Below are 19218 nucleotides of genomic sequence, written 5' to 3' on the forward strand. Positions count from 1 at the left end.
ATGAACACAGCGGTTGCCAGGCGCACGGCGTTACCCTTTTCGATCCTGGTGGTGGCAGCGGTGATATTCGCCGCGCCCTTGGTCGTCGCGTTCCTGACGTCGCTCAAATCGCCATCCGAAATAACGCGGGTGATCGCGTTGCCGAACGAGCTCTACTTCCAGAACTACGCCATCGCTTACGATCGGATGGGGCGAAGCTTCCTGAACTCGATTGCGATCACGGTGCCATCGGTGATCTTCTCACTGCTGGTCGGCGCGATCTCAGGCTATCCGCTTGCCTACATGCGCGGAGCCGGCGGACGGGCGGTCTATTTTTTCCTGCTGACGGGCATGCTCGTCCCGTTCCAGATCGTTCAGATTCCCTTGTTCTTTCTGATCAGGTCGATCGGTCTTTACGACAGCATTCCTGGCATGTGGCTGGTGCACACCGCCTATAGCGTTCCCTTCTGCACCTTCTTCATGCGCAATTTCTTCGCCTCGGTGCCGAGGTCCATGTATGAGGCGGCGCTCATCGACGGCTGCACTCCGGCAGGTTACTTCTGGCGGCTTCTTCTTCCGGCATCGGGATCCGGTCTCGCCGCGCTTGCGATCATCCAGAGCCGCGCCATCTGGAACGACCTGCTCTTCGCCATCACGCTGACGACGAGTGACAAGGCGACGCCTGTCACGGCGACGATAGCCGGCTTCGCCAGCAGCTTGCAGGTCGAGTACGGTCCACTGATGGCGGCCACGCTTATCTCGCTTCTTCCGGTGATGGTCACCTATCTGCTTTTCCAAAAGGCATTCGTGCGTGGCCTGCTTGGCGGAGCCGGCAAATAATCCAGCTTCATCTGGATTGAACGGACGGCGACACAACTCGAATTTCGGGCTCGCCACATTGGCGACCGCCTTTCCGCATCCGCATGAAACGTTGAGCGTCAGCCAACTGCCATATCGGCGCTCGTACCCTTGAGCAGGCCGGCGACCAAGGCGGCCGATATCCCGTTCCGCTACGAAATATTCAAAAGGAAATCCAGAGCCATGCCCAAGCGGCAGGACGATTTCGTTTGACTCCGATGATTATTGTATCCAATATCCTGTAAAGCAAGGTTATCGAAGCCACCATAAAAAAGGGGAACTCATCATGACGCGCAAAGCAGGAGACGAAGCCAGTTCGAGCTTGTTCACATCGGCGATCAGCAGGAGAGCCGCTCTTGCGGGGATGGCCGGCCTGGGAGCCGGGGCATTCCTGTTGAGGCTGTCCTCGCTGCCGGCGCAGGCCGCTGCGGGCGGCGAACTCCAGGTCATGGCCTGGGAAGGCTATGACCTGACCAACGAGCTTTCTGACTGGCGCAAGGCAAATGGCGTGACGGTGGAAGCTACCTCGATCGCCAACCAGGATGACGTCCAGGCAAAGTTCGTGGCCGGCAACCCGCCGCCTATCGATCTGGCCGAATACAATCAGGCCTATGCCGATCTCTACATCAGGGAAATGAAGATCGTAAATCCGATCGATATGTCGAAAGTGCCGAACTACAATGCCGACAATCTCTTCGGCCAGTTTTACGACCAGCCGACATGGTTCGCCGACGGGCAACATTGGGGATCGCCTTATATCTGGGGCTTCAATACGATCCTGTTCAATGCCGACAAACTGGCCAAGCCGGCATCCTATGCCGACCTGCTCGATCCCTCGCTCAAGGGCAAGATCGCCATCATGGACGACACGGTAAGCTCCTGGCCGGTGGCTGCGCGCGTTGCCGGCTTCGGTGACAAATATCCGCTGCTGACCAAGGACGAGCTCGGCAAGACTTTCCAGGAATTCTCCAAATACCGCGCTCAGGCCCGCGTCATCGCCCTCAACCAGGGCGAACTTGTCAACCTCATGGTTTCTGGCGAGGTCGTGGCAGCCCTTTGCGCCGATCCCTCGATCATCACGCAGACGGACCAGCAGAACATGAAGATCGAGATGGCCATTCCAAAGGAAGGTCCGATCCTGTGGGTGGACGCCTGGTTCATTCCAGTTTCGGCGGACAATATCGAGGCCGCTCACGCCTTCATCAACCAGTCGCTCGATCCCGCCGTACAGGCCAAGGTTGCCATGGCTGTAGTCCAGGCTCCGGTTTCCAGGAAGGCGGTCGCACTGCTTGATGAGAAGTCGCGCAGCCGCATCGACTATGACGCCATCGACACGATGTTCGCAGCCGGCCTGCCCGGCATTCCGCCGCGGGCGTCCGACACCCACGCCACCTATGACGACTGGATCGCGGCGTGGCAGGAATTCAAGGCAGGGATGTAGATATTCCCCGTTTCAACAGGTTGAATTGAGAATTGGCTATCGGCGTTGTTGCCGATAGCGCGTTCTTGCGTGGGATCGGTCCATGAAGGCATCAAGAATTACCGCATCGGCCCGAAAATCGCACTCGATTTTCGGAAAGCACGATGCGTAGATTTAAAGTGTTAGAGCGTCCTTTGCGCGTCCAAAAGGACGCGCGGCGCTCTAATATGGGCGGGCTGCTGGCGGCTCCCGCCGTTCTGTACATGGTCGTGTTTTTCGTCGTGCCGAGCCTGATCCTGTTCGTCTACAGTTTCTGGACGGCGGCTTCGTACAGGATCGTGCCGGACTTCGTGTTTTCGAACTATCTGAATTCGCTGATGTCGCCACTGTTCTGGACGGTGACGATCAACGCCATCCTGATCGGGCTGGTCACGGCATCGGTCACGCTGATACTGGCGATCCCGGTCGGCTACTACCTCGTCTATGTCAGCCGCTCGCAGGTCATCCTCTATCTGATCCTGATCACCTGGTTTTCCAGCTATCTGGTCCGCATCTATGCCTGGCGCACCTTGCTTGGCACCAGCGGCGTCCTCAATACCATCCTGATCCAGGCCGGCATCGTGGATACGCCTGTCGGGGTGTTCCTGTTCAGCCGCTTTGCGGTCGCGATTACGCTGATCCACATTTACCTGCCGTTCTGCATCCTGCTGGTGGTGTCGTCGCTCAGCGAAATCAAGAAGGACCTTATCGACGCCGCGCGCGACCTTGGCGCCTCTCCGCTCGGGGCCTTCTTCCGCGTCATCGCGCCCAATGCCGCCAACGGCCTGGTCGGCGCCTTCATGCTGACCTTCGTCATGGTTGCGGGTGACTATGTGACACCGCAGATGCTGGGCGGCTCGTCGGGCCAGACGACGGGGCTGCTGATCGCCGATCAGTTCCGCAAGACCGGAAACTGGCCGCTAGGGGCTGCCCAGGCCTTCCTGATGTTTCTGGTGTCGATCGCCATTTACTTCGCCGTGATGGGGCTTGGGCGCGCGACAGGCCTCGTCGTGAAGCGCCGGCCCGCAAAGAAAGCGGGAGCGTAGCGCGGTGGTGCTCAAATTGGTGGTCTGGTCGATCCTGGCTTTCTTGCTAATGCCACTGATGATCATCGTTCTCTTCTCTTTTCACGCGAGCCCTTCGCTATCCTTTCCTTTTGCCGGCTTCAGCCTGCGCTGGTACGCCGATGTGCTCGGCAATGCCCAGCTCGGCTCGGCCCTGGTCAAGAGCCTCACCGTCGCCGGCTTCACCGCGTTGATCACGCTGATCCTCGGGGCGGCCGCCTCGCTTGCCTGGCTTCGCCTGGGACGTCGGGGCCGCGCCTTGCTGGAGGTGCTGTGCCTGACACCGATCGCACTGCCTGGCCTCTTCGTCGGCGTCTCGCTTCTGGTGCTGTTCGCCCAGGCCCGCGTTCAGCTCTCGACGGTTACCATCATCATCTCTCACGTGGTGCTGGCTCTGCCCATCCTGATCGTGGCGATGCGCGCCAGGCTTGCTCTGTTCGACCCGTCGCTGGAGGAGGCATCGCGCGACCTCGGCGCCAGTCAGATGCAGACCTTCGGCAAGGTGACGCTGCCTCTGATCGCACCGACTTTGATCGCCTCGGCCATATTGGCCTTTGCGGTGTCGTTCGACGAATTCGTCGTGACCTCCTTTGTCGCCGGCACCGAGACGACATTGCCCATGTATATCTGGTCGACGATGCGCCGCACCGTCACGCCGCTCATCAACGCCATCTCCACGCTGGCGCTGGCGTTCTCCATCGCCATCCTCTTCATCGCCTGGCTCATCGGCCATCTGCGCAGAAGATCGGCCGTCGCCGGCCGCACCGTGTCATAAGGATCGACAGGCATGACAATCCGCCCGCCCGTGATCGAGATCACCGCGGCCCAGAAAATGTTCGGCTCGTTTCAGGCGCTGAGCGACATAGACCTGTCCATCGAACAGGGCGAGATCGTCACGTTGCTTGGTCCCAGCGGCTGCGGCAAGACGACCCTGATGCGGCTCATAGCAGGCTTCGAGACAGTGACTGCGGGTACCGTCAAGATCGACGGCAAGGATTGTGCCGACCAGCCGCCCGAGCGGCGGCCCGTGAACATGGTCTTCCAGCGCTATGCGCTTTTTCCGCATCTCGACGTTTTCGAGAACGTCGCCTTCGGCCTCAAGGTCAAGGGCACGCCCAGGGCGGAAATCCGCGAGCGGGTCCAGCGCATGCTGCACATTGTGCAGCTCGACAGCTTCGCCAACCGCTATATCAACGAGTTGAGCGGCGGCCAGAGCCAGCGTGTGGCGCTCGCCCGGGCGCTCGTCAACGGTCCGAAAGTCCTGCTGCTCGACGAGCCGCTCGCCGCGCTCGATCTGAAGATCCGCCAGCACATGCTGGTCGAGATGAAGCGCATTCACGCCGAGACCGGCGCCACTTTCGTCTATGTGACGCACGACCAGGACGAGGCGATGATCCTGTCTGACCGCGTCGTTCTCATGGAGAAGGGCCGCATCGTACAGATCGACCGGCCCGAAATCATGTACGCAGCGCCAAAGTCGCTGTTCGCCGCCAAATTCCTCGGCGAGACCAATTTGTTCGAGGCGACACTGGCAAACGATGACGTTTCCGGCATAACAGCCATCACTGGATCGGGGCTCCGCTTTCACAGCACTATCGTTCCCGCCGGTGAATTGCGCGGCAAGGTGATCGTCTCAATCCGACCGGAGTCCTTCCGCTTCAACAGGGACAACGACACCACGCAATCGGCGATGGGGCGGGTCGAGGATGTCATCTTCATCGGCAGCAGGTCGTTCTATACAATCTGCTTGGCTGACGGCACCCGCGTTCGCGTTCAGGTCCAACGGAGTACCCGCACAAGCCTGCCGAAACCGGGTGAGACGGCAGAAATCTTCTGGGACGCCGAAAATGTCGTCATCCTTCCGCAATCCTGATTGCCGGCTGTCGATCAGATCCGCGGGAAGACCAGCCGAAGCAACTTGGCCTGCCGGCAGTCACTTTCACGATGCGAGCAAACTGCCTCCAGGCAGCGTTTAGCGCCTGAGCCGACGGGTCTTCCTCGGCGGCGGTATCAGGGTATCCTGCCGCAGTTGGCGGCTGTGCAGGATGTGATTCGAGCCGAAATAGACGAAAACCGTCAGGCCGATCAATCCGCATGAAATGACGTTGTTGCACTCGAGGCTTACTGCTGTACCTTCGAACCTTATGGAGGCGTGAGCTTTTATGCTGCTTGAGCGAGAGGGGCCGCTTGGAATTTTATTGGCCAGGGCCGAGAGAGCTGCAGCCGGACACGGCGGCACTGTGTTGGTGGACGGCGAAGCGGGCGTAGGCAAGACTTCCCTCCTGCGCGAATTCGCGGAAAGCGCCGACGGGAACTACCGGATGCTTTGGGGCTGGTGCGAGGCGCTCTTCACACCCCGCCCGCTCGGTCCTCTTCAGGACATGGCGCACCTGCTAGACCTTCGCGTGGCGGCGCTGCTCGAGGAGACCGCCGCGCCGGAGCGGCTTTTTCCGGCGTTGTTGAACGCGCTTCAGCACACCAGGGGCACGACCGTGCTCATTTTCGAGGACATGCATTGGGCCGACAATGCGACACTTGACCTGGTAAGATACCTCGGTCGCCGCGTCTCCCTGCTTCGCACGATGCTGGTGCTCAGCATGCGCAGAGACGAGATCAGTGCCGATCATCCTCTCACCCACGTGCTCGGCGACCTTCCGTCCGCCTCGGTGCGCCGCGTGACGCTGGAACCGCTGACGGCCCAGGCGGTGACGGTGCTGGCCGAGCAGGCCGGCCGCTCCGTCGACGGGCTTTATCGCATCACCGAGGGCAATCCCTTCTTCGTAACAGAACTCCTGTCCAGCAGTGAGGCCGAACCGGGGCGCGTGCCCGATTCCATACGCGACGCAGTCTGGTCGCGCCTGGCGCGCCTGACCCCGGGAGAGCGCGAGGTGCTGGAGGTCATGAGCATCATGCCGGGCAGCGTTGAGCCGTGGCTGATCCGGGCACTTCTCGGAGACGATACCGAAGTTCTCGTGGATCAGTGTGTGGGACGGGGATTGCTGCGGCGGGATGCTCAGGGCGCGCTGACGTTTCGCCACGAGCTTGCCAGGGAAGCTACGCTCGACCGGCTCGCCCCGTCGATCCAACGGTCGCTGCATGCGAAAGTCGAAGCGGCACTCTCCGAACTTCCGGCGGCGCAGGCAAGCGCCCTACTGTCGCGACGGGTGCACCATGCCGGAGGCGCCGACAACGGCGAACGCGTCCTGGAGCTTGCACCGCAGGCCGCCGGCCAGGCCGCACGTCTGGGCGCGCATAGAGAGGCGGCTTCACATCTGGCGACCGCACTCAGATACGTTTCAGAGGCTCCGTCGGCGCAGGCTGCCCAGCTTTGTGAAGACTGGGCCTACGAGGCGGGCCTGTCACAGTTCGTCTACGACGAAATCATCGAGGCACGGCATCGCGCCATTGCGATCTGGCGGGAGCTTGGTCGCATCGACAAGGTCGGGGCCAATCTGCGCTGGCTGTCGCGTCTCCACTGGCGCCGCGGAGAGGGTCAGGAGGCGGAAGACTACGCGGACCAGGCCGTGCGCGAGGTGGAGAACCTGCCGCCAGGACCGGAGCTGGCAATGGCCTACAGCACGCGCTCGCAGCTGCACATGCTGCACTATCGCTTCGACGAGGCGATCGAGTGGGGCGAGCGCGCGATCAGCTTGGCGGATCGGTTTGGTGAGGTCGAGACACGCGTCCACGCCTTGAACAACGTCGGCACAGCGCTGATGTTCGCCGACCGCCCGGGCGGTCGCGAGCGGTTGGAGGAAAGCCTTGCCCTGGCGCTCGATCGCGGGTTTCACGACCATGCGTCGCGAGCCTATACGAACTTCTCCGAATGCGCGGTGGTGGCCAAGGACTTCGCCTTGGCCGAGCGGCTGCTCGCCGAAGGGATTGCCCACTGCGCCAGGCACGACCTCGATTCGGCGGCGCAATACCTGCTCGGCCGGCAGGCACAGCTTCGCACCGAGCAGGGGCGCTTTCGCGAAGCCGAGACGATTGCCCAGGGCGTCATGAATCTGGAGCGGCTGCCGATGGTGATGCACCTGCCGGCACTGACGGAACTCGGCAGGGTGAGGGTCCGGCTGGGTGAGCCTGATGGCCCGGCGTTACTGGAGCAGGCGCTCAAGGAGGGTCTGACGACCGGCGAGGCTCAACGTGTTATCCCAGTTCGCTTGGCGTTGGCCGAGGCTGCCTGGCTTGCCGAGGAGCCGGGCGCCGGCCGGGAGCCGCTGACGGCGCTTGCCGAAATGGACCTCGATAATTTCCGCCCGTGGGATATCGGCGAACTGGCAGTCTGGTGGCAGCGCTGCGGAATGGCGGGATCGCTGCCGGTGCCGATCGCCCGTATTCCTTTGCCGCAAGCTTTGGAACTCCGCGGCGACCCGATGGCGGCCTCGGCCGAATGGTCCCGCCTGGGTCTTCCCTATGAATCAGCGCTCGCCCTTATGCAGGTTCGCGGAAACGATGCCGGCGCGGCGCTGGCCCGCGCCGTGACCACATTCGAAGGCGTCGAAGCGCGCCCCGCCGCAGCGCTGGCGCGAAAGCTGGCGCAGCGCATCGGGGCTGCCAATCAGCTGCCGAAGCAGCGTCGGGGGCCGTACACCGTGGCCAGGCAGCATCCGCTGGGCCTGACGAGGCAAGAACAACAGGTGCTCACAATGATTGCTCAAGGTTTGGGCAACAAGGAGGCGGCACGGCGCCTGTCGCGCTCGCCGCGGACAGTCGAACACCAGGTTTCCGCCGTGCTCGGCAAATTCAACGCAGCAAACCGGATGGAAATTCTGCTCCGCCTTCGCGGCGAGCCTTGGCTTTTGCCGCCGACAGGCGCACTGCAAGCCGGTGAAAACTAGGCAAGCCCGTGAAAATTAGGCAAGCTTGCGAAAACTAGGAAATCAGCTGCTGGGAAACTAGGTGACCGTACCGATGTGCGCGGATCCCGCCGGGTGCAGGATGAGCTCATGAGTTTGGAAAGGACTGCCAGCCAGTCCATGAGCTCGCCAATCGGAGGAAACGGCAATGGTCAGATATTCTACCGGCTTTGCGGTGGTCTTGCTCGCCACCACGGGCATCGCCGCAGCCTCGGAACTTGCGCCGGGAAACGGCCACAGCATCCGTCTCGGCCACGTCAAAGGTGCCGTCTATTACACGGTCGAGCAGGACGGCTACCGGATCGTTGCAACTCTGGCTTCCGCGGCCGATGCAGTGCCGATGCGGTTCGTCTCCACGCTCGGACCGGGGCAACGCATGATGATCTCCGTGCCTCAAGCCGTCGGCCAGCCGTCTCTCGATTTCGAGATCATGCGGGACGGCGCCACGCTTCTCGCGAGCGAGCCCGCCGCCACTCCGATGGCCGATCCGACGGAACAAGCATCGATCCAAGGCGCTCTCAAACGGTGAGCCGGTAGTTCAGCCGCTCAGTACGGTCTCGACGGGCGAGGCAGCCTTTCCATCCACCTGAGGAGCTACGCACGCTATGCCGTCGGTCGGGAAGTCTGCGCAGGATGTGTACCACTGGGAACTGTCACTGACTGGCCACTAGAGCAATTCCAGGAAAAGTGTGAAACGGTTTTCCCGGGAAAAGCGCAAATCTAAGAGATTCCGGGTCGTTCTTTCAGGCGCTTGGCCGAAACGGATTGGCGATACGCAGCCCCTCGTCGAGCGCCATCCCATGTTGCATATCTTCTGACCACAGCGTGTCGCAGCCAGCGTGAAGCGCTGCGGCGGCGATCATGGCGTCGTAAATGGAAAAACTGTAGCGCTCGGCCAGAGCCAGTCCTGTCTCGTGCGTTTCGATGGTGACAGGATGGACGATCAGCAGGTCGCGCAGCGTGGACAGAAAAATATGGGTGTCCATCCACGACAGCCGCATCTTGCGGCGGGCGACATTGGAGACTTCGTTGAGAACCTGCACGCTGATCGCACCGCCAGCAGCGATGGCGATCTCCGCCTGGTCGGCTTTTACGGGATCGCCCGACGCGATATAGACAAGGGCATTGGTGTCGAAGAAGCTACCGGGCATTCGCCTCATCCCGATCGAACTTGAAATCGGCGGGAAGGCGACCGCGGAAGGCGCGAAGCCGCTTCAGCAATTCCTCGCGCGCAGGTTTGCGCGCGACGCCGAAACGTCGGGCATCGGCGACATGGATTTCAATCTCATCGCCTTCCCTGAGTTCGAGGGCCTCGACCACAACGGCCGGAAGACGGATGGCGAGGCTGTTGCCCCACTTGGCTACCTGCATCACAGTCTCTCCCTTCGGATATACATCAAGCGATATGTATATCCTCAGGAAACCGGGATCAAGGAGTGGCGCCATTTTTTGGGCACAAAAAACCCTGATCGTCCGGTTCCACAGCAGAGTTCATCGGGTCATCCGTCAGCCCGGATGCTTGAAGGTTTCGCCAAACCAGTTCCGCCACTTAGGCTCGCTCTCCGCGGCGCACTGCTCGGCGTCGTCTCCGTATAGATACAGGGCCATGCTGGCATTTGCGCCGCCGTCGGAGCCGTGGGTTCCGATCAGGGCGATGCCGGGAGCAGGCGTATTCAGGCGCAGCATGATGAAGCGCTGCTTGTCGTCCTGCCGCACGCATTCGACTATGCCGGACAATTTCTCCGGCTGTTGCGGGCCTTTCCGCTCCTCGCCGACATTCGCGCCGGCGAGACCGAGCGTCTCGGTGAGCCGCCTCCAAATCGAGAGCTGGTCGGCCTCCGTGCTGGTCATGACGATGAAGCTGGCGGCCTTTTCGCCGGCGAAGTGCGAAAGGTAAACGCGCAGCACCTCGAAAAAGCTGGGCCAGCCGCCCTCGAATCCTTCTAGCTGATCATCCCAATCGTCGGTTGAGGCAAACAGCGAATGGACCATGCGAACAACGCAGCGATCACCCGACCGGCTGGTTACGGTGATCTCCGTTGCGACGGGCGGCGCCCCTTCGCTCCAGTCGCGTTCGACATAGCCGAAACGGAACGGCGGCTCCCAGATCGTCACTTCGCCGGTGGAGGCGCCGTTGGGACCGAAGTCGAAATGAAGCTTGCCGCCGACATGTTCTTCGATGCTGGTTTTTGTGAACCAGGCAGTGTTACCGGGACCTGTCGCCATTGCCCGCCACACCTGCTCGGGTGTCCCGGGCGCAATGAACTCCATCTCGACCCAGCGTTTGCCGGTTTCGTCTTTCTTGATTGGCATGGGACACTCCTTTTCAGGGTTTGGCGTCGCCAGGGGCGGGGTACGACGCCACCACGAGCCGATGTGGCCGTCCGCCCAGCGCATTCTCGTCGTGATAACGAGCCGCGAGCGCCGCTACGGCCCTCGTGAGGTCGGCGGTGAAAGCCGCGCGATCGGCGGGCGATCTGAACCGGATCACCGTGTCGATCGAAAGCGTCGCAAGACGCTTGTCGCTTTGACGGGCGGTCCGCCACAAGCCACCGACTTCGCGAACGATACGAGCCGCCAAGGCGATGAGATAACTGGCCGACAGACGATCGTTGGTGCGTTCCGGATCGACCGCGATTGGGCCCAACGCCGCCGGTGAGACGACATACGACGCTGCGGTTGCGACCATCAGGCGTTCGGTCAGGCCGCCCCATTGGCGTTCCTCAGCTGGCTCGACCAGCTTGCAGTCTTCCAGCCCCCGCAAATGATAGTTCACTCTCTGCCGCGTGAGGCCGAGCCGACCAGCAAGCGAGGCGGCCGACGCAGGTGCCGCAAGCTCCTGGAGTAGGAGGGTTTTCATCGGATCCAGGGCCAGCGCCGCCGCTGCCGGCAGCTCAATGACGTCGAGCTCAAGCATTCTCTTTTTTCGCATTGACAAAATATTTTGTCAATGCGGTGGCGACGAACGGTCAAGAGGCAGCTATGGCGCGTATTGCCTTGTCAGCAGCGCGCTCGATCCATGAAGGATGAAGGCGAGAGGGACCTGAGACACCGAGTCGGGCTTAGCGCCTTGGCACCGCCCAGCCTAATCCCGCAGCAGATCGAACATCAGTTTGAAGAAGCGGTCCGCATCGACTTCATGCGCGATGCGGGCATTGTCCTTTTCGCCACGCTCGCCCCAAAAATCGGCAACGGTCGCGCCGAATGCGTAGGTGCCCGACAGATTGACGCCGATGTGAGCGGGGCGCGTGCGCACCAGCGTCGGGTCGATAGCCAGCGCCAGCACCAGAGGATCGTGCATCGCCCCGCCGACGCCCATCGAGTTGCGGTGCAGCTTCTCGTAGAACAGCAGCCAGTCATTGACGAGCCGGCCGAGTGGCGTATCGATCGTCGCGAGCTCGGCATATTGCGGCGCCTCGATCAGCACCTGCATGGTGACATCGAGGCCGACCATCAGGATCGGCACACTACTGTCCAGAACGATCTTCAGCGCCTCCGGATCGCAGAAGGCATTGAACTCGGTCGGCGTGATGATCTCGCTCTTGCGGTAGAACACGCCGCCCATCCAGATCAGTTCCTTGATCTTGGGCAGCACGTCGCGATGCTTGAGGATCAAAAGGCCGATATTGGTCAGCGGTCCGGTGGCAACGAGCAGGATCGGCTCGGGCGAGGCGCGCAATGTGTCGGCGAGGAAATCGACCGCATGCCGCTTGACCGGTTTGATCGTCGCCTGCGGCAGATAGGGCGAGCCTTCCAGACCGCTTGGCCCATCGGCGGTACCGAGCACCAGGGGCCGTGCCAACGGACGATGGCAGCCCTGCGCCACCGGCACGTCGCCGGCGCCGATGAATTCGAGTATCCGCAGCGTGTTGGCGGTTGTCTTTTCGACCTCGGCATTGCCGCAGGTCGTGGTGACGCCGAGCAGTTTGATGGCCGGCGAGCGATGCGCCATGACCAGCGCGATAGCGTCGTCGTGACCCGGGTCGCAATCGAACAGGATGGGAGTTGCAGTGGTCATCGTATCGTCCCTCACGCCGCCCGCTCGTACTGCGCGACAGTCTGTTTGAACATGTCGAGGAAGCGCCGGCCGTCGAGGTCGGTGCAGATGCGGGTGGTCTTCGGTCCGCCGCCGGGCAGCAATTGCCGGCCGCGATAGGCGACGGTCTGTCCGCGCGCTATACGCCCGTCCAGCACGACGTCGACGAACAGCGGCTCGGTCATCGTGGCAAGGCTCGGATCGAAAGCCAGCGCCACGGTGATTACGTCGTCCATCGGGAAGCCGACCAGGTCGAAGAATTCGCGCCAGATGTCGATGTAGATCGGAAAGCTGTCGGCGATCATTTCGAGAACGGGATTGTCCTTGGCGCCAGCCTGCATGTCCGCGAGGTCGTCGCGCGTCAGCATCGAGGCGGCGACGCGGTTGTCCTCGCAGATGTCGAGCGGCACGAGGATCTTGTCGACATCGGCGTTCAGCACGATGCGTGAGGCCTCCGGGTCGGCCCAGATGTTGTATTCCGACAGGGGCGTGATGTTGCCGGGCGTCTGAAAATTGCCGCCGAGCACCAGCAGGCGCTTGAGCGCCTCCGTCAGGCGGGGCTCCTGCAGCAACGCCATCGCTGCATTGGTCAGAGGACCTGTCGTCACCAGCGTGATCTCGCCGGGATTGGCCATCACCGTTTCGATGATGAAGTCGACCGCGTGCCCAGGCGTTGCCTGGCGCGACGGGGTTGACGCCGGCGGGTTGAATTTCTTCAGGCGGTCGCCGAAGCGGGCGACGAGCCGCTTTTCGAAATGGACCGGCGCTTCCATGTCGGCCTTGGCGTTGCCGACGATCGGCCGCCACGCCCCGGCGTGAACCGGGATGTCGTCGCGTCCGGCAAGCGCCAGCGTGTTGAGGACGACATTGGTGACCTGTTCGATCGGCCCGGCAGCACCGGTCACGGTGGTCACGCCTTCGAGCCGAAGATTTGGATTGGCCGCGGCAAACAGCACGGCGAGAATGTCGTCGCCTGCAGAATCCACGTCGAGGATTATGCGTTCCATGGATGGTTCCTTCATGAGGGATGTTTGCCGTCAGGCCCGGGATTCTTGTCCACCGACAGCAGCCTTTGCATCGAGGCCAGCGTCTCCATGATGATCCTTGGCCGCGCCCGGTAGGAGAGGGCGAACAGCGCCGTGAGTGCGACGACATAAGGAACTGTCAGAACCAGGTAGGACGGAAAGCCGAACGTCTGCAGGCGCAGCGAAAAGGCATCGGCAAAGCCGAACAGCAGGCAGCCGGCCAGCACCTTGAGCGGATCGCCGTTGGAGAAGATCAGGATTGCGACCGCCATGAAGCCGCGGCCCGACGACATATTCTCGGTGAACATGGTGATGTAGCCGAGCGACAGATGCGCGCCGGCCAGCCCCGCCAGCAATCCGCACAGCAGCGACGCGATGTAGCGGACGCGCGTGATCGAAATGCCGAGCGCCTCGGCGGCCTCGGGTTTCTCGCCGACGACGCGGATGTAAAGCCCGAGGCGGGTGCGGTTGTAGAACAGCACCAGCAGCGGCACGGCGATGAAGGCGACATAGACGATCGGCGTGAAGCCGGAGATCAGCGATGCCCATGAGCCGAGAAGGTCGCGGGCGCCGGGTATCTGGATTTTCGGCAGGCCGACGATACCTTGACCGACGATGGACCCTCGCGTGCCGAAGATCGCCTTCATCAGCGAGATCGTCATGCCGCCGGCCAGGATGTTGAGCGCCAGCCCGACAACCACTTCATTGGCGCGGAAACTCACCACCAGAACCGCAAAAACCAAGGCAAAGGCGAGCGCTGCCACCACGCCGCAAGCGACTCCCAGCAGCGCGGAACCCGTCCAGATCGAGCCGAGGACGGCGAAAAAGGCGCCCGCCAGCATCTGCCCTTCGAGGCCGATGTTGAAGATGCCGGCCTTGGTGGTAAACGAACCGCCGAGTGCGACCAGAAGAATGGGCGCGGTGGTGCGAAGCGTCGCGGCGATCAGCGCGACGTTCACGAGCTTGTCTAGAATTTCCATCGACGCTCCCCAGCCTGGCTGTCGCCGCGGCGCCTGACCAGAACCTGCGCTGACACGCTGAGGATGATCAGCGCCTGGATCACGGTGATGATCTCGCGCGACGCGCCGGTATCGACCTCGAGCAGCAGCGACCCGTTGCGCAGGGCGCCGAAGAACAGTGCGGTGAAGATGGTGGCGACTGGCGAGCCATTGGCGAGCAGGGCAGCAATCAGGCCGTCGAAACCGAAACCGGGAGCGAAGCCTTCCATGAAGCGGTGGTGGACGCCGAGCGTCTCGACGCCACCGGCCAATCCGCCAATGGCGCCCGACAGCAGCAGGACGACAAAGCCCTGCCGTTTCACGTTGATGCCGCCATATTCAGCGAATTTCGGCGCCGAGCCGACCATGGTCACGCCGTAGCCCCAACTGGTATAGCGGAAGACAAGTGCCGCGCCGATCGCCAGTACCAGGCCGATCACCAGTCCCCAGTTCAGCCGCGAGAAGTCAAAGATCCCGGGCAAATAGGCTGTCGGCAGGATCGGCGGCGTCTCCGACCAGCCACCCGGCCGCTTGAACAGGAAGATGGTAAAATAGGAGGTCAGGAGCACCGCGACGTAATTCGACAGGATCGTCGAGACGACTTCGTTGGTGTTGTAGCGGGCGCGGAAATAGGCCGGGATGGCGACCCAGGCAGCACCCGCCACGACCGCGAGCGCCAGCGCTGCCAGCATGTGAATGCCCGCGGGCAGCGGAAAAGCGAAGCCGACCCATGCGGCAGCAAAGCCGCCGAGGAAAAGCTGGCCCTCGATGCCGACATTGAACATGCCGCCCCGCAGACCGACGCAGGCAGCGATGCCGCAGATCAGGATCGGCGTCGTCTGCAGCAACGTCCCGGCAATCTTTGCCTGGTCGCCGAAGGCACCACGCAACAGCGTCATGAAGACACGGACAGGGCTTTCACCGACCATGAGGATGATGATCGCGCCCATGAGCAGCGCTACGGCGACGGCGATGATCTGGCCGGAAACGGCACGCAAGCTGTCGTTCATCATGGAGACTCCGGCATCATGCAGATTCCGTGGCGAATTCCGGCACGGCCACGCCTGCCATCATCATGCCAATGCGATCCTCGTCGGCATCGTCTCCGACGACCTCGCCCATGATCCGCCCGTTGAACATCACCAGGATGCGATCGGCAAGGGCGGCAAGTTCGTCGAGCTGCACGGAAATCAGCAGGATGGCGCGGCCGGCAGAGCGTTGGCGCATGATCTCGTCATGAATGGCTTCCTGCGCGCCGATGTCGACACCGCGCGTCGGCTGATCGATCAGCAGGAAGTCGGCGCCGTTAGTGAACTCGCGCGCCAGCACGACCTTCTGGATGTTGCCGCCCGAAAGCCGCTTGACGGCATCTCCTGATCCTTGCGCGCGTATATCGAAGTCCTTGATCAGCTTGGAGGCGTTTTGGCCGATGGCGTTCCAGTTGAGCAGGCCACTGCTGCTCCACGGCGCGCGATACTGGCGGCCCATCAGCATGTTTGCCGCAATCGAAGCATTGCGATCGACCCCGCGGACCATTCGATCGCCCGGAACATGCGCCAAGCCGGCCTCGCGAATTTCGGCGGGCGAGAGGGTGGCGAGGTTCCGGCCCTTCAGCTGGGCTACGCCATGGCTTGCCGGCCGCAGGCCCGAAAGCACCTCCGCCAGCTCCGTCTGGCCATTGCCCGCGACGCCCGCGATCCCCACCACCTCGCCGGAACGGACCTTGAAGCTGACGTTGCGCACTGCCGGCAGGCGGCGGTCGTCGCGCGCCCACAGTTCTTTCACCTCGAGGACCACTTCGCCGTGCTGCGGTTCGCGCGGACGGCGATCGAAGCTGACCTCGCGGCCGACCATCATGCGCACCAGTTCGTCCTTGCTGAGCTCGACGGTTGGGCGCGTCGCCACCCTCCTGCCGTTGCGCAGCACCGTTACGGTGTCCGAGACCTCCATCACCTCTTCCAAGTGGTGCGAGATGAAGATTACCGTCATGCCCTCCGCCACGAAGCTGCGCAGCGTCTGGAACAGCTCGCGGCTCTCCTGCGGCGTCAGCACCGCAGTCGGCTCGTCGAGGATAATGGTGCGCGCGCCACGTACCAGCACCTTCAGGATCTCGATGCGTTGCTCTATGCCGACCGAGAGCAGTCCGACGCGCTCCGTCGGATCGACCCGCAGCCCGAAACGCTCCGACAGTTCGCGCGTGCGCGCAATCTGCGCGGCGTGATCGATTAGCCCATGGCGGCGAATCTCCATGCCGAGGAAAACATTGTCGGCGACCGAGAGCGAGGGAACCAGCTTGAAATGCTGATGGACCATGCCGAGACCGGCTTTGATGGCGACGGCGGGGTCGGCGACCACGATCTCCTCGTCGTTCAGCCGGATCGAGCCCTCGTCGGGTTGCAGGAGACCGAACAGGATGTTCATCAATGTCGTCTTGCCGGCGCCGTTCTCGCCGATGATGGCGTGGATTTCGCCCCGGCGCACGGCAAGGTCGATGCCGTCATTGGCGATAAATGCGCCGAAACGCTTGGTGATGCCCGTCAGCGCGACGGCCATCCCAGCGACATCGGGGCCAGCGACATTGGCCCCGGCCGCATTGTTGCCGGTGTTGTGGGGGGTCGAAGACCCCGATGCGTTCGACACCATGGCTCTCGCAGATTGAGGCTGATCCGCCGCAAATCGCAGCGGATCAGCCAAGCGCTTTCTTGGGAGGATGCGCTGTTGTTGTCCTACTTCGCCTTGGCAATCTCGATCTTGCCGTCGAGAATGGCTTTCTTGATCTCGTCCAGCTTCGTCGTCACGTCCGCCGGGATCGTCGGGGCGATATCGTCGCAGACCTTGACCTCGACGCCGCCCGAAGCGAGGTCGAAGGTGTGGGTGCCGGCGGTGACCTTGCGGCCCTCGACTTCGTCCTTGATCAGCGTGTAGACGGCGATGTCGCCGCGCTTCAGCATGCTTGCAAGCACGTTCCCGGGGGCCGTGCCGCACATGTCGATGTCGACGCCGATCGAGTATTTGTCGACCGCAGCGCTTGCCTGCATCACGCCTTCGCCTGTCGGGCCGGCGACGTTGTAGACGATGTCGGCGCCCTGGCCGTAAAGCGCCTGGGCAAGCTCGCTGCCCTTGGCCGGATCGTCGAAGGTTCCGGCGAAGACGGAGTTCACCTTGACGTCGGGCGCGGCATATTTCGCGCCTTGCTCGTAGCCGCCGAGGAAGTTGCGGATCACGGGGATATCACGGCCGCCGACGAAGCCGATCGCCATGCCGTCGCCGATCTTGGGGAATTCGCTGCCCTTGGCCTCGATCATGCCGGCGAGTGCGCCGGCGACAAAGGATCCCTGCTCCTCCGCGAAATTGGCATAGATCATGTTGGGATCGTCGAGCACACCGTCGATGAACACGAAGCGCTGGTCGGGATAGGCTTTGCTGACCTTCTGCAACGAGTCCACCAGTTCCCAGCCCATCACGAAGATAAGGTCGTATTGCTTGGCCTTGGCCAGGTTCTCGAACTGCTCCTCGTAGTCGAGCGCGCGATTGCCGGTGTCGACCAGCTTGAGGTCTATGCCGAATTCGTCCTTGGCCTTGTTGAGGCCGTTGACGATGGAAACACCGAAGCCCTGTGCAAAATATCCCGAGATGGCGGCCACGGACACCTTGTCCTGCGCCGCGGCGGATCCGAACGACATGGCAAGCATCGTGCCGGCCATGAACAAACTTTTGAGCGCCCTTTTCATGTCATTCCCCTTCAGCTTTTTCAGCTTTTAAAGCCATGCCTTGACCACCCGCTTGTAAGCCGAGACAACGGCTATTTCGTTGATGGTCATATGAGTTTATGAGCGGCCCCGCAGGCTGTCAATCGTCATCCGGTGCAGTTTCGTCGCGCCTTTTCTCGTTCCCTCCATGTCGAAGCTTGACAAATCCCGGCCAGGTATAATTGTTGGTACTCTAACGAGTTTGCGTGAACGACGAGATAAGGAGCGGATAATGCCGGCTGTGGTCGTCAGGAAATTTCTGGTTCAGATCGAGGAGATCTTCCATGAGGGCGGGCCACCTGCGGCACGCCCGCTCAAGCGCGGTGCGATCGTCGCTATTATCGCCAACCCTTTTGCCGGGCGGTATGTCGAGGAAATCACCGGCTTCATGGACGATCTGAAGCCGCTCGGTCTCGATATGGCGCGACGCCTGATCGATGCCATCGGCGACGGCGCCTCGGCGATCGAAGGCTATGGCAAGGGCGCCATCGTCGGTGCTGCCGGTGAGCTCGAACACGGTGCGCTCTGGCATAATCCGGGCGGCTACGCGATGCGAGAGTTGCTCGGAAACGCCAGGGCAATCGTGCCTTCGACCAAGAAGGTTGGCGGTCCCGGAACCCGGATCGACATTCCAATCACGCACATCAATGCCTCTTACGTGCGCAGCCATTTCGACGCGATCGAGGTCGGCATCACCGATGCGCCGCGCGCAGACGAGATGGCCGTGATCCTGGCGATGACGACAGGCGCGCGCGTTCATGCGCGGGTGGGCGGCCTTGCCGCCGCTGACATCAAGGGTGAGGACGGATTGAGATGAGCGCAGAAATCCGCCGAATCATCACAATCGTCGAGGAAACCCTGATCGAGGGCGGCCGTCCCGTCGATCCGCCGACCCGCCGCGCGGCGGCCATTGCCGTGATCCGCAACCCGTACGCAGGCACTTACGTCGAAGACCTGTCAGCGTTGAGCGACATTGGTGAGGAATTGGGCGACATTTTGCCGAAGCGCGCGGTCGCCGCTCTCGGCATTCCCGGCGACCGGATCGAAAGCTTCGGCAAGGCAGCCGCCGGGGGCGCCCCCCGCGCCCAAGCAACAAGCCCCCGCCACCATTCGACCCAACGCCGCCCCCCCGGTTGGGGTTTGGGTTTGGAAGGGGGGCCGCCGCATGACCACTCGCTGAAAAGAGGGGGG

General features: G+C 62.3%; 19 protein-coding genes. 9 read left to right on the forward strand and 10 right to left on the reverse strand.

The window, feature by feature from the left end:
* The 7 genes from AC0L26_RS02375 to AC0L26_RS02405 all read left to right on the forward strand — a co-directional run bounded on the left by AC0L26_RS02375 (position 1) and on the right by AC0L26_RS02405 (position 8748).
* Entirely contained in the window at positions 1 to 819 is an 819-nt protein-coding gene (locus tag AC0L26_RS02375) for a carbohydrate ABC transporter permease (RefSeq protein WP_473631075.1), read from the forward strand.
* A gap of 304 nt (positions 820 to 1123) precedes the next feature.
* The gene (locus AC0L26_RS02380; protein WP_473631076.1) at positions 1124 to 2278 is read left to right on the forward strand and encodes an ABC transporter substrate-binding protein; all 1155 of its coding nucleotides are present in this window, start codon (positions 1124 to 1126) and stop codon (positions 2276 to 2278) included.
* Between the two features lie 143 nt (positions 2279 to 2421).
* Positions 2422 to 3342 carry an ABC transporter permease gene (locus AC0L26_RS02385; RefSeq protein ID WP_473631077.1) on the forward strand — a complete coding sequence of 307 codons (921 nt, stop codon included), beginning with the start codon at positions 2422 to 2424 and terminating at the stop codon, positions 3340 to 3342.
* A gap of 4 nt (positions 3343 to 3346) precedes the next feature.
* Positions 3347 to 4135, forward strand: a complete 789-nt coding sequence (locus tag AC0L26_RS02390) for an ABC transporter permease (protein WP_473631078.1) — start codon at positions 3347 to 3349, stop codon at positions 4133 to 4135.
* 12 nt (positions 4136 to 4147) lie between these two features.
* A complete protein-coding gene (locus AC0L26_RS02395; protein WP_473631079.1) occupies positions 4148 to 5233 on the forward strand; it encodes an ABC transporter ATP-binding protein in 1086 nt (361 codons plus the stop codon).
* A gap of 289 nt (positions 5234 to 5522) precedes the next feature.
* The gene (locus AC0L26_RS02400; RefSeq protein WP_473631080.1) at positions 5523 to 8201 is read left to right on the forward strand and encodes an ATP-binding protein; all 2679 of its coding nucleotides are present in this window, start codon (positions 5523 to 5525) and stop codon (positions 8199 to 8201) included.
* Positions 8202 to 8367: 166 nt separating this feature from the next.
* Positions 8368 to 8748, forward strand: a complete 381-nt coding sequence (locus AC0L26_RS02405; RefSeq protein WP_473631081.1) for a hypothetical protein — start codon at positions 8368 to 8370, stop codon at positions 8746 to 8748.
* A gap of 214 nt (positions 8749 to 8962) precedes the next feature.
* Here AC0L26_RS02405 and AC0L26_RS02410 read toward each other — a convergent pair whose 3' ends face one another.
* The 10 genes from AC0L26_RS02410 to AC0L26_RS02455 all read right to left on the reverse strand — a co-directional run bounded on the left by AC0L26_RS02410 (position 8963) and on the right by AC0L26_RS02455 (position 18009).
* A complete protein-coding gene (locus tag AC0L26_RS02410; RefSeq protein ID WP_473631082.1) occupies positions 8963 to 9370 on the reverse strand; it encodes a PIN domain-containing protein in 408 nt (135 codons plus the stop codon).
* On the reverse strand, positions 9360 to 9590 hold the full coding sequence (locus AC0L26_RS02415; protein WP_352935896.1) for an AbrB/MazE/SpoVT family DNA-binding domain-containing protein: 231 nt from the start codon (positions 9588 to 9590) through the stop codon (positions 9360 to 9362). The genes AC0L26_RS02410 and AC0L26_RS02415 overlap by 11 nt, the downstream gene beginning before the upstream one ends.
* Before the next feature lie 135 nt (positions 9591 to 9725).
* Positions 9726 to 10616 carry an SRPBCC family protein gene (locus AC0L26_RS02420; RefSeq protein ID WP_473631083.1) on the reverse strand — a complete coding sequence of 297 codons (891 nt, stop codon included), beginning with the start codon at positions 10614 to 10616 and terminating at the stop codon, positions 9726 to 9728.
* Positions 10546 to 11136, reverse strand: a complete 591-nt coding sequence (locus AC0L26_RS02425) for an ArsR family transcriptional regulator (protein WP_473631084.1) — start codon at positions 11134 to 11136, stop codon at positions 10546 to 10548. The genes AC0L26_RS02420 and AC0L26_RS02425 overlap by 71 nt, the downstream gene beginning before the upstream one ends.
* Before the next feature lie 168 nt (positions 11137 to 11304).
* Positions 11305 to 12237 (reverse strand): nucleoside hydrolase, encoded by a 933-nt coding sequence (locus AC0L26_RS02430; protein ID WP_473631085.1) that lies wholly within the window; start codon positions 12235 to 12237, stop codon positions 11305 to 11307.
* 11 nt (positions 12238 to 12248) lie between these two features.
* Positions 12249 to 13262 (reverse strand): nucleoside hydrolase, encoded by a 1014-nt coding sequence (locus AC0L26_RS02435; RefSeq protein WP_473631086.1) that lies wholly within the window; start codon positions 13260 to 13262, stop codon positions 12249 to 12251.
* 11 nt (positions 13263 to 13273) lie between these two features.
* Entirely contained in the window at positions 13274 to 14260 is a 987-nt protein-coding gene (locus AC0L26_RS02440) for an ABC transporter permease (protein ID WP_473631087.1), read from the reverse strand.
* A complete protein-coding gene (locus AC0L26_RS02445) occupies positions 14248 to 15291 on the reverse strand; it encodes an ABC transporter permease (RefSeq protein WP_354488622.1) in 1044 nt (347 codons plus the stop codon). The genes AC0L26_RS02440 and AC0L26_RS02445 overlap by 13 nt, the downstream gene beginning before the upstream one ends.
* A gap of 13 nt (positions 15292 to 15304) precedes the next feature.
* A complete protein-coding gene (locus tag AC0L26_RS02450) occupies positions 15305 to 16921 on the reverse strand; it encodes an ABC transporter ATP-binding protein (RefSeq protein WP_473631088.1) in 1617 nt (538 codons plus the stop codon).
* 83 nt (positions 16922 to 17004) lie between these two features.
* Positions 17005 to 18009, reverse strand: coding sequence for a BMP family lipoprotein (locus tag AC0L26_RS02455; RefSeq protein WP_473631089.1), 1005 nt, complete (start codon positions 18007 to 18009; stop codon positions 17005 to 17007).
* Between the two features lie 250 nt (positions 18010 to 18259).
* On the opposite strand from AC0L26_RS02455, the gene AC0L26_RS02460 reads away from it, so the two are divergent.
* Positions 18260 to 18844 carry an amino acid synthesis family protein gene (locus AC0L26_RS02460; RefSeq protein ID WP_473631090.1) on the forward strand — a complete coding sequence of 195 codons (585 nt, stop codon included), beginning with the start codon at positions 18260 to 18262 and terminating at the stop codon, positions 18842 to 18844.
* Positions 18841 to 19218 (forward strand): amino acid synthesis family protein (locus AC0L26_RS02465; protein WP_473631091.1); only part of this gene is annotated, 378 nt, incomplete at its 3' end. The genes AC0L26_RS02460 and AC0L26_RS02465, both read left to right, overlap by 4 nt.

The sequence above is a fragment of the Mesorhizobium sp. WSM4823 genome, from assembly GCF_055811195.1.

Bases quoted from the DNA above. Each gene is read 5' to 3' on its own strand.
- AC0L26_RS02375 (WP_473631075.1), top strand. From the start codon at position 1: ATGAACACAGCGGTTGCCAGGCGCACGGCGTTACCCTTTTCGATCCTG.
- AC0L26_RS02380 (WP_473631076.1), top strand. From the start codon at position 1,124: ATGACGCGCAAAGCAGGAGACGAAGCCAGTTCGAGCTTGTTCACATCG.
- AC0L26_RS02385 (WP_473631077.1), top strand. From the start codon at position 2,422: ATGCGTAGATTTAAAGTGTTAGAGCGTCCTTTGCGCGTCCAAAAGGAC.
- AC0L26_RS02395 (WP_473631079.1), top strand. From the start codon at position 4,148: ATGACAATCCGCCCGCCCGTGATCGAGATCACCGCGGCCCAGAAAATG.
- AC0L26_RS02400 (WP_473631080.1), top strand. From the start codon at position 5,523: ATGCTGCTTGAGCGAGAGGGGCCGCTTGGAATTTTATTGGCCAGGGCC.
- AC0L26_RS02405 (WP_473631081.1), top strand. From the start codon at position 8,368: ATGGTCAGATATTCTACCGGCTTTGCGGTGGTCTTGCTCGCCACCACG.
- AC0L26_RS02410 (WP_473631082.1), bottom strand. From the start codon at position 9,370: ATGCCCGGTAGCTTCTTCGACACCAATGCCCTTGTCTATATCGCGTCG.
- AC0L26_RS02415 (WP_352935896.1), bottom strand. From the start codon at position 9,590: ATGCAGGTAGCCAAGTGGGGCAACAGCCTCGCCATCCGTCTTCCGGCC.
- AC0L26_RS02420 (WP_473631083.1), bottom strand. From the start codon at position 10,616: ATGCGCTGGGCGGACGGCCACATCGGCTCGTGGTGGCGTCGTACCCCG.
- AC0L26_RS02425 (WP_473631084.1), bottom strand. From the start codon at position 11,136: ATGCTTGAGCTCGACGTCATTGAGCTGCCGGCAGCGGCGGCGCTGGCC.
- AC0L26_RS02430 (WP_473631085.1), bottom strand. From the start codon at position 12,237: ATGACCACTGCAACTCCCATCCTGTTCGATTGCGACCCGGGTCACGAC.
- AC0L26_RS02435 (WP_473631086.1), bottom strand. From the start codon at position 13,262: ATGGAACGCATAATCCTCGACGTGGATTCTGCAGGCGACGACATTCTC.
- AC0L26_RS02440 (WP_473631087.1), bottom strand. From the start codon at position 14,260: ATGGAAATTCTAGACAAGCTCGTGAACGTCGCGCTGATCGCCGCGACG.
- AC0L26_RS02445 (WP_354488622.1), bottom strand. From the start codon at position 15,291: ATGATGAACGACAGCTTGCGTGCCGTTTCCGGCCAGATCATCGCCGTC.
- AC0L26_RS02450 (WP_473631088.1), bottom strand. From the start codon at position 16,921: ATGGTGTCGAACGCATCGGGGTCTTCGACCCCCCACAACACCGGCAAC.
- AC0L26_RS02455 (WP_473631089.1), bottom strand. From the start codon at position 18,009: ATGAAAAGGGCGCTCAAAAGTTTGTTCATGGCCGGCACGATGCTTGCC.
- AC0L26_RS02460 (WP_473631090.1), top strand. From the start codon at position 18,260: ATGCCGGCTGTGGTCGTCAGGAAATTTCTGGTTCAGATCGAGGAGATC.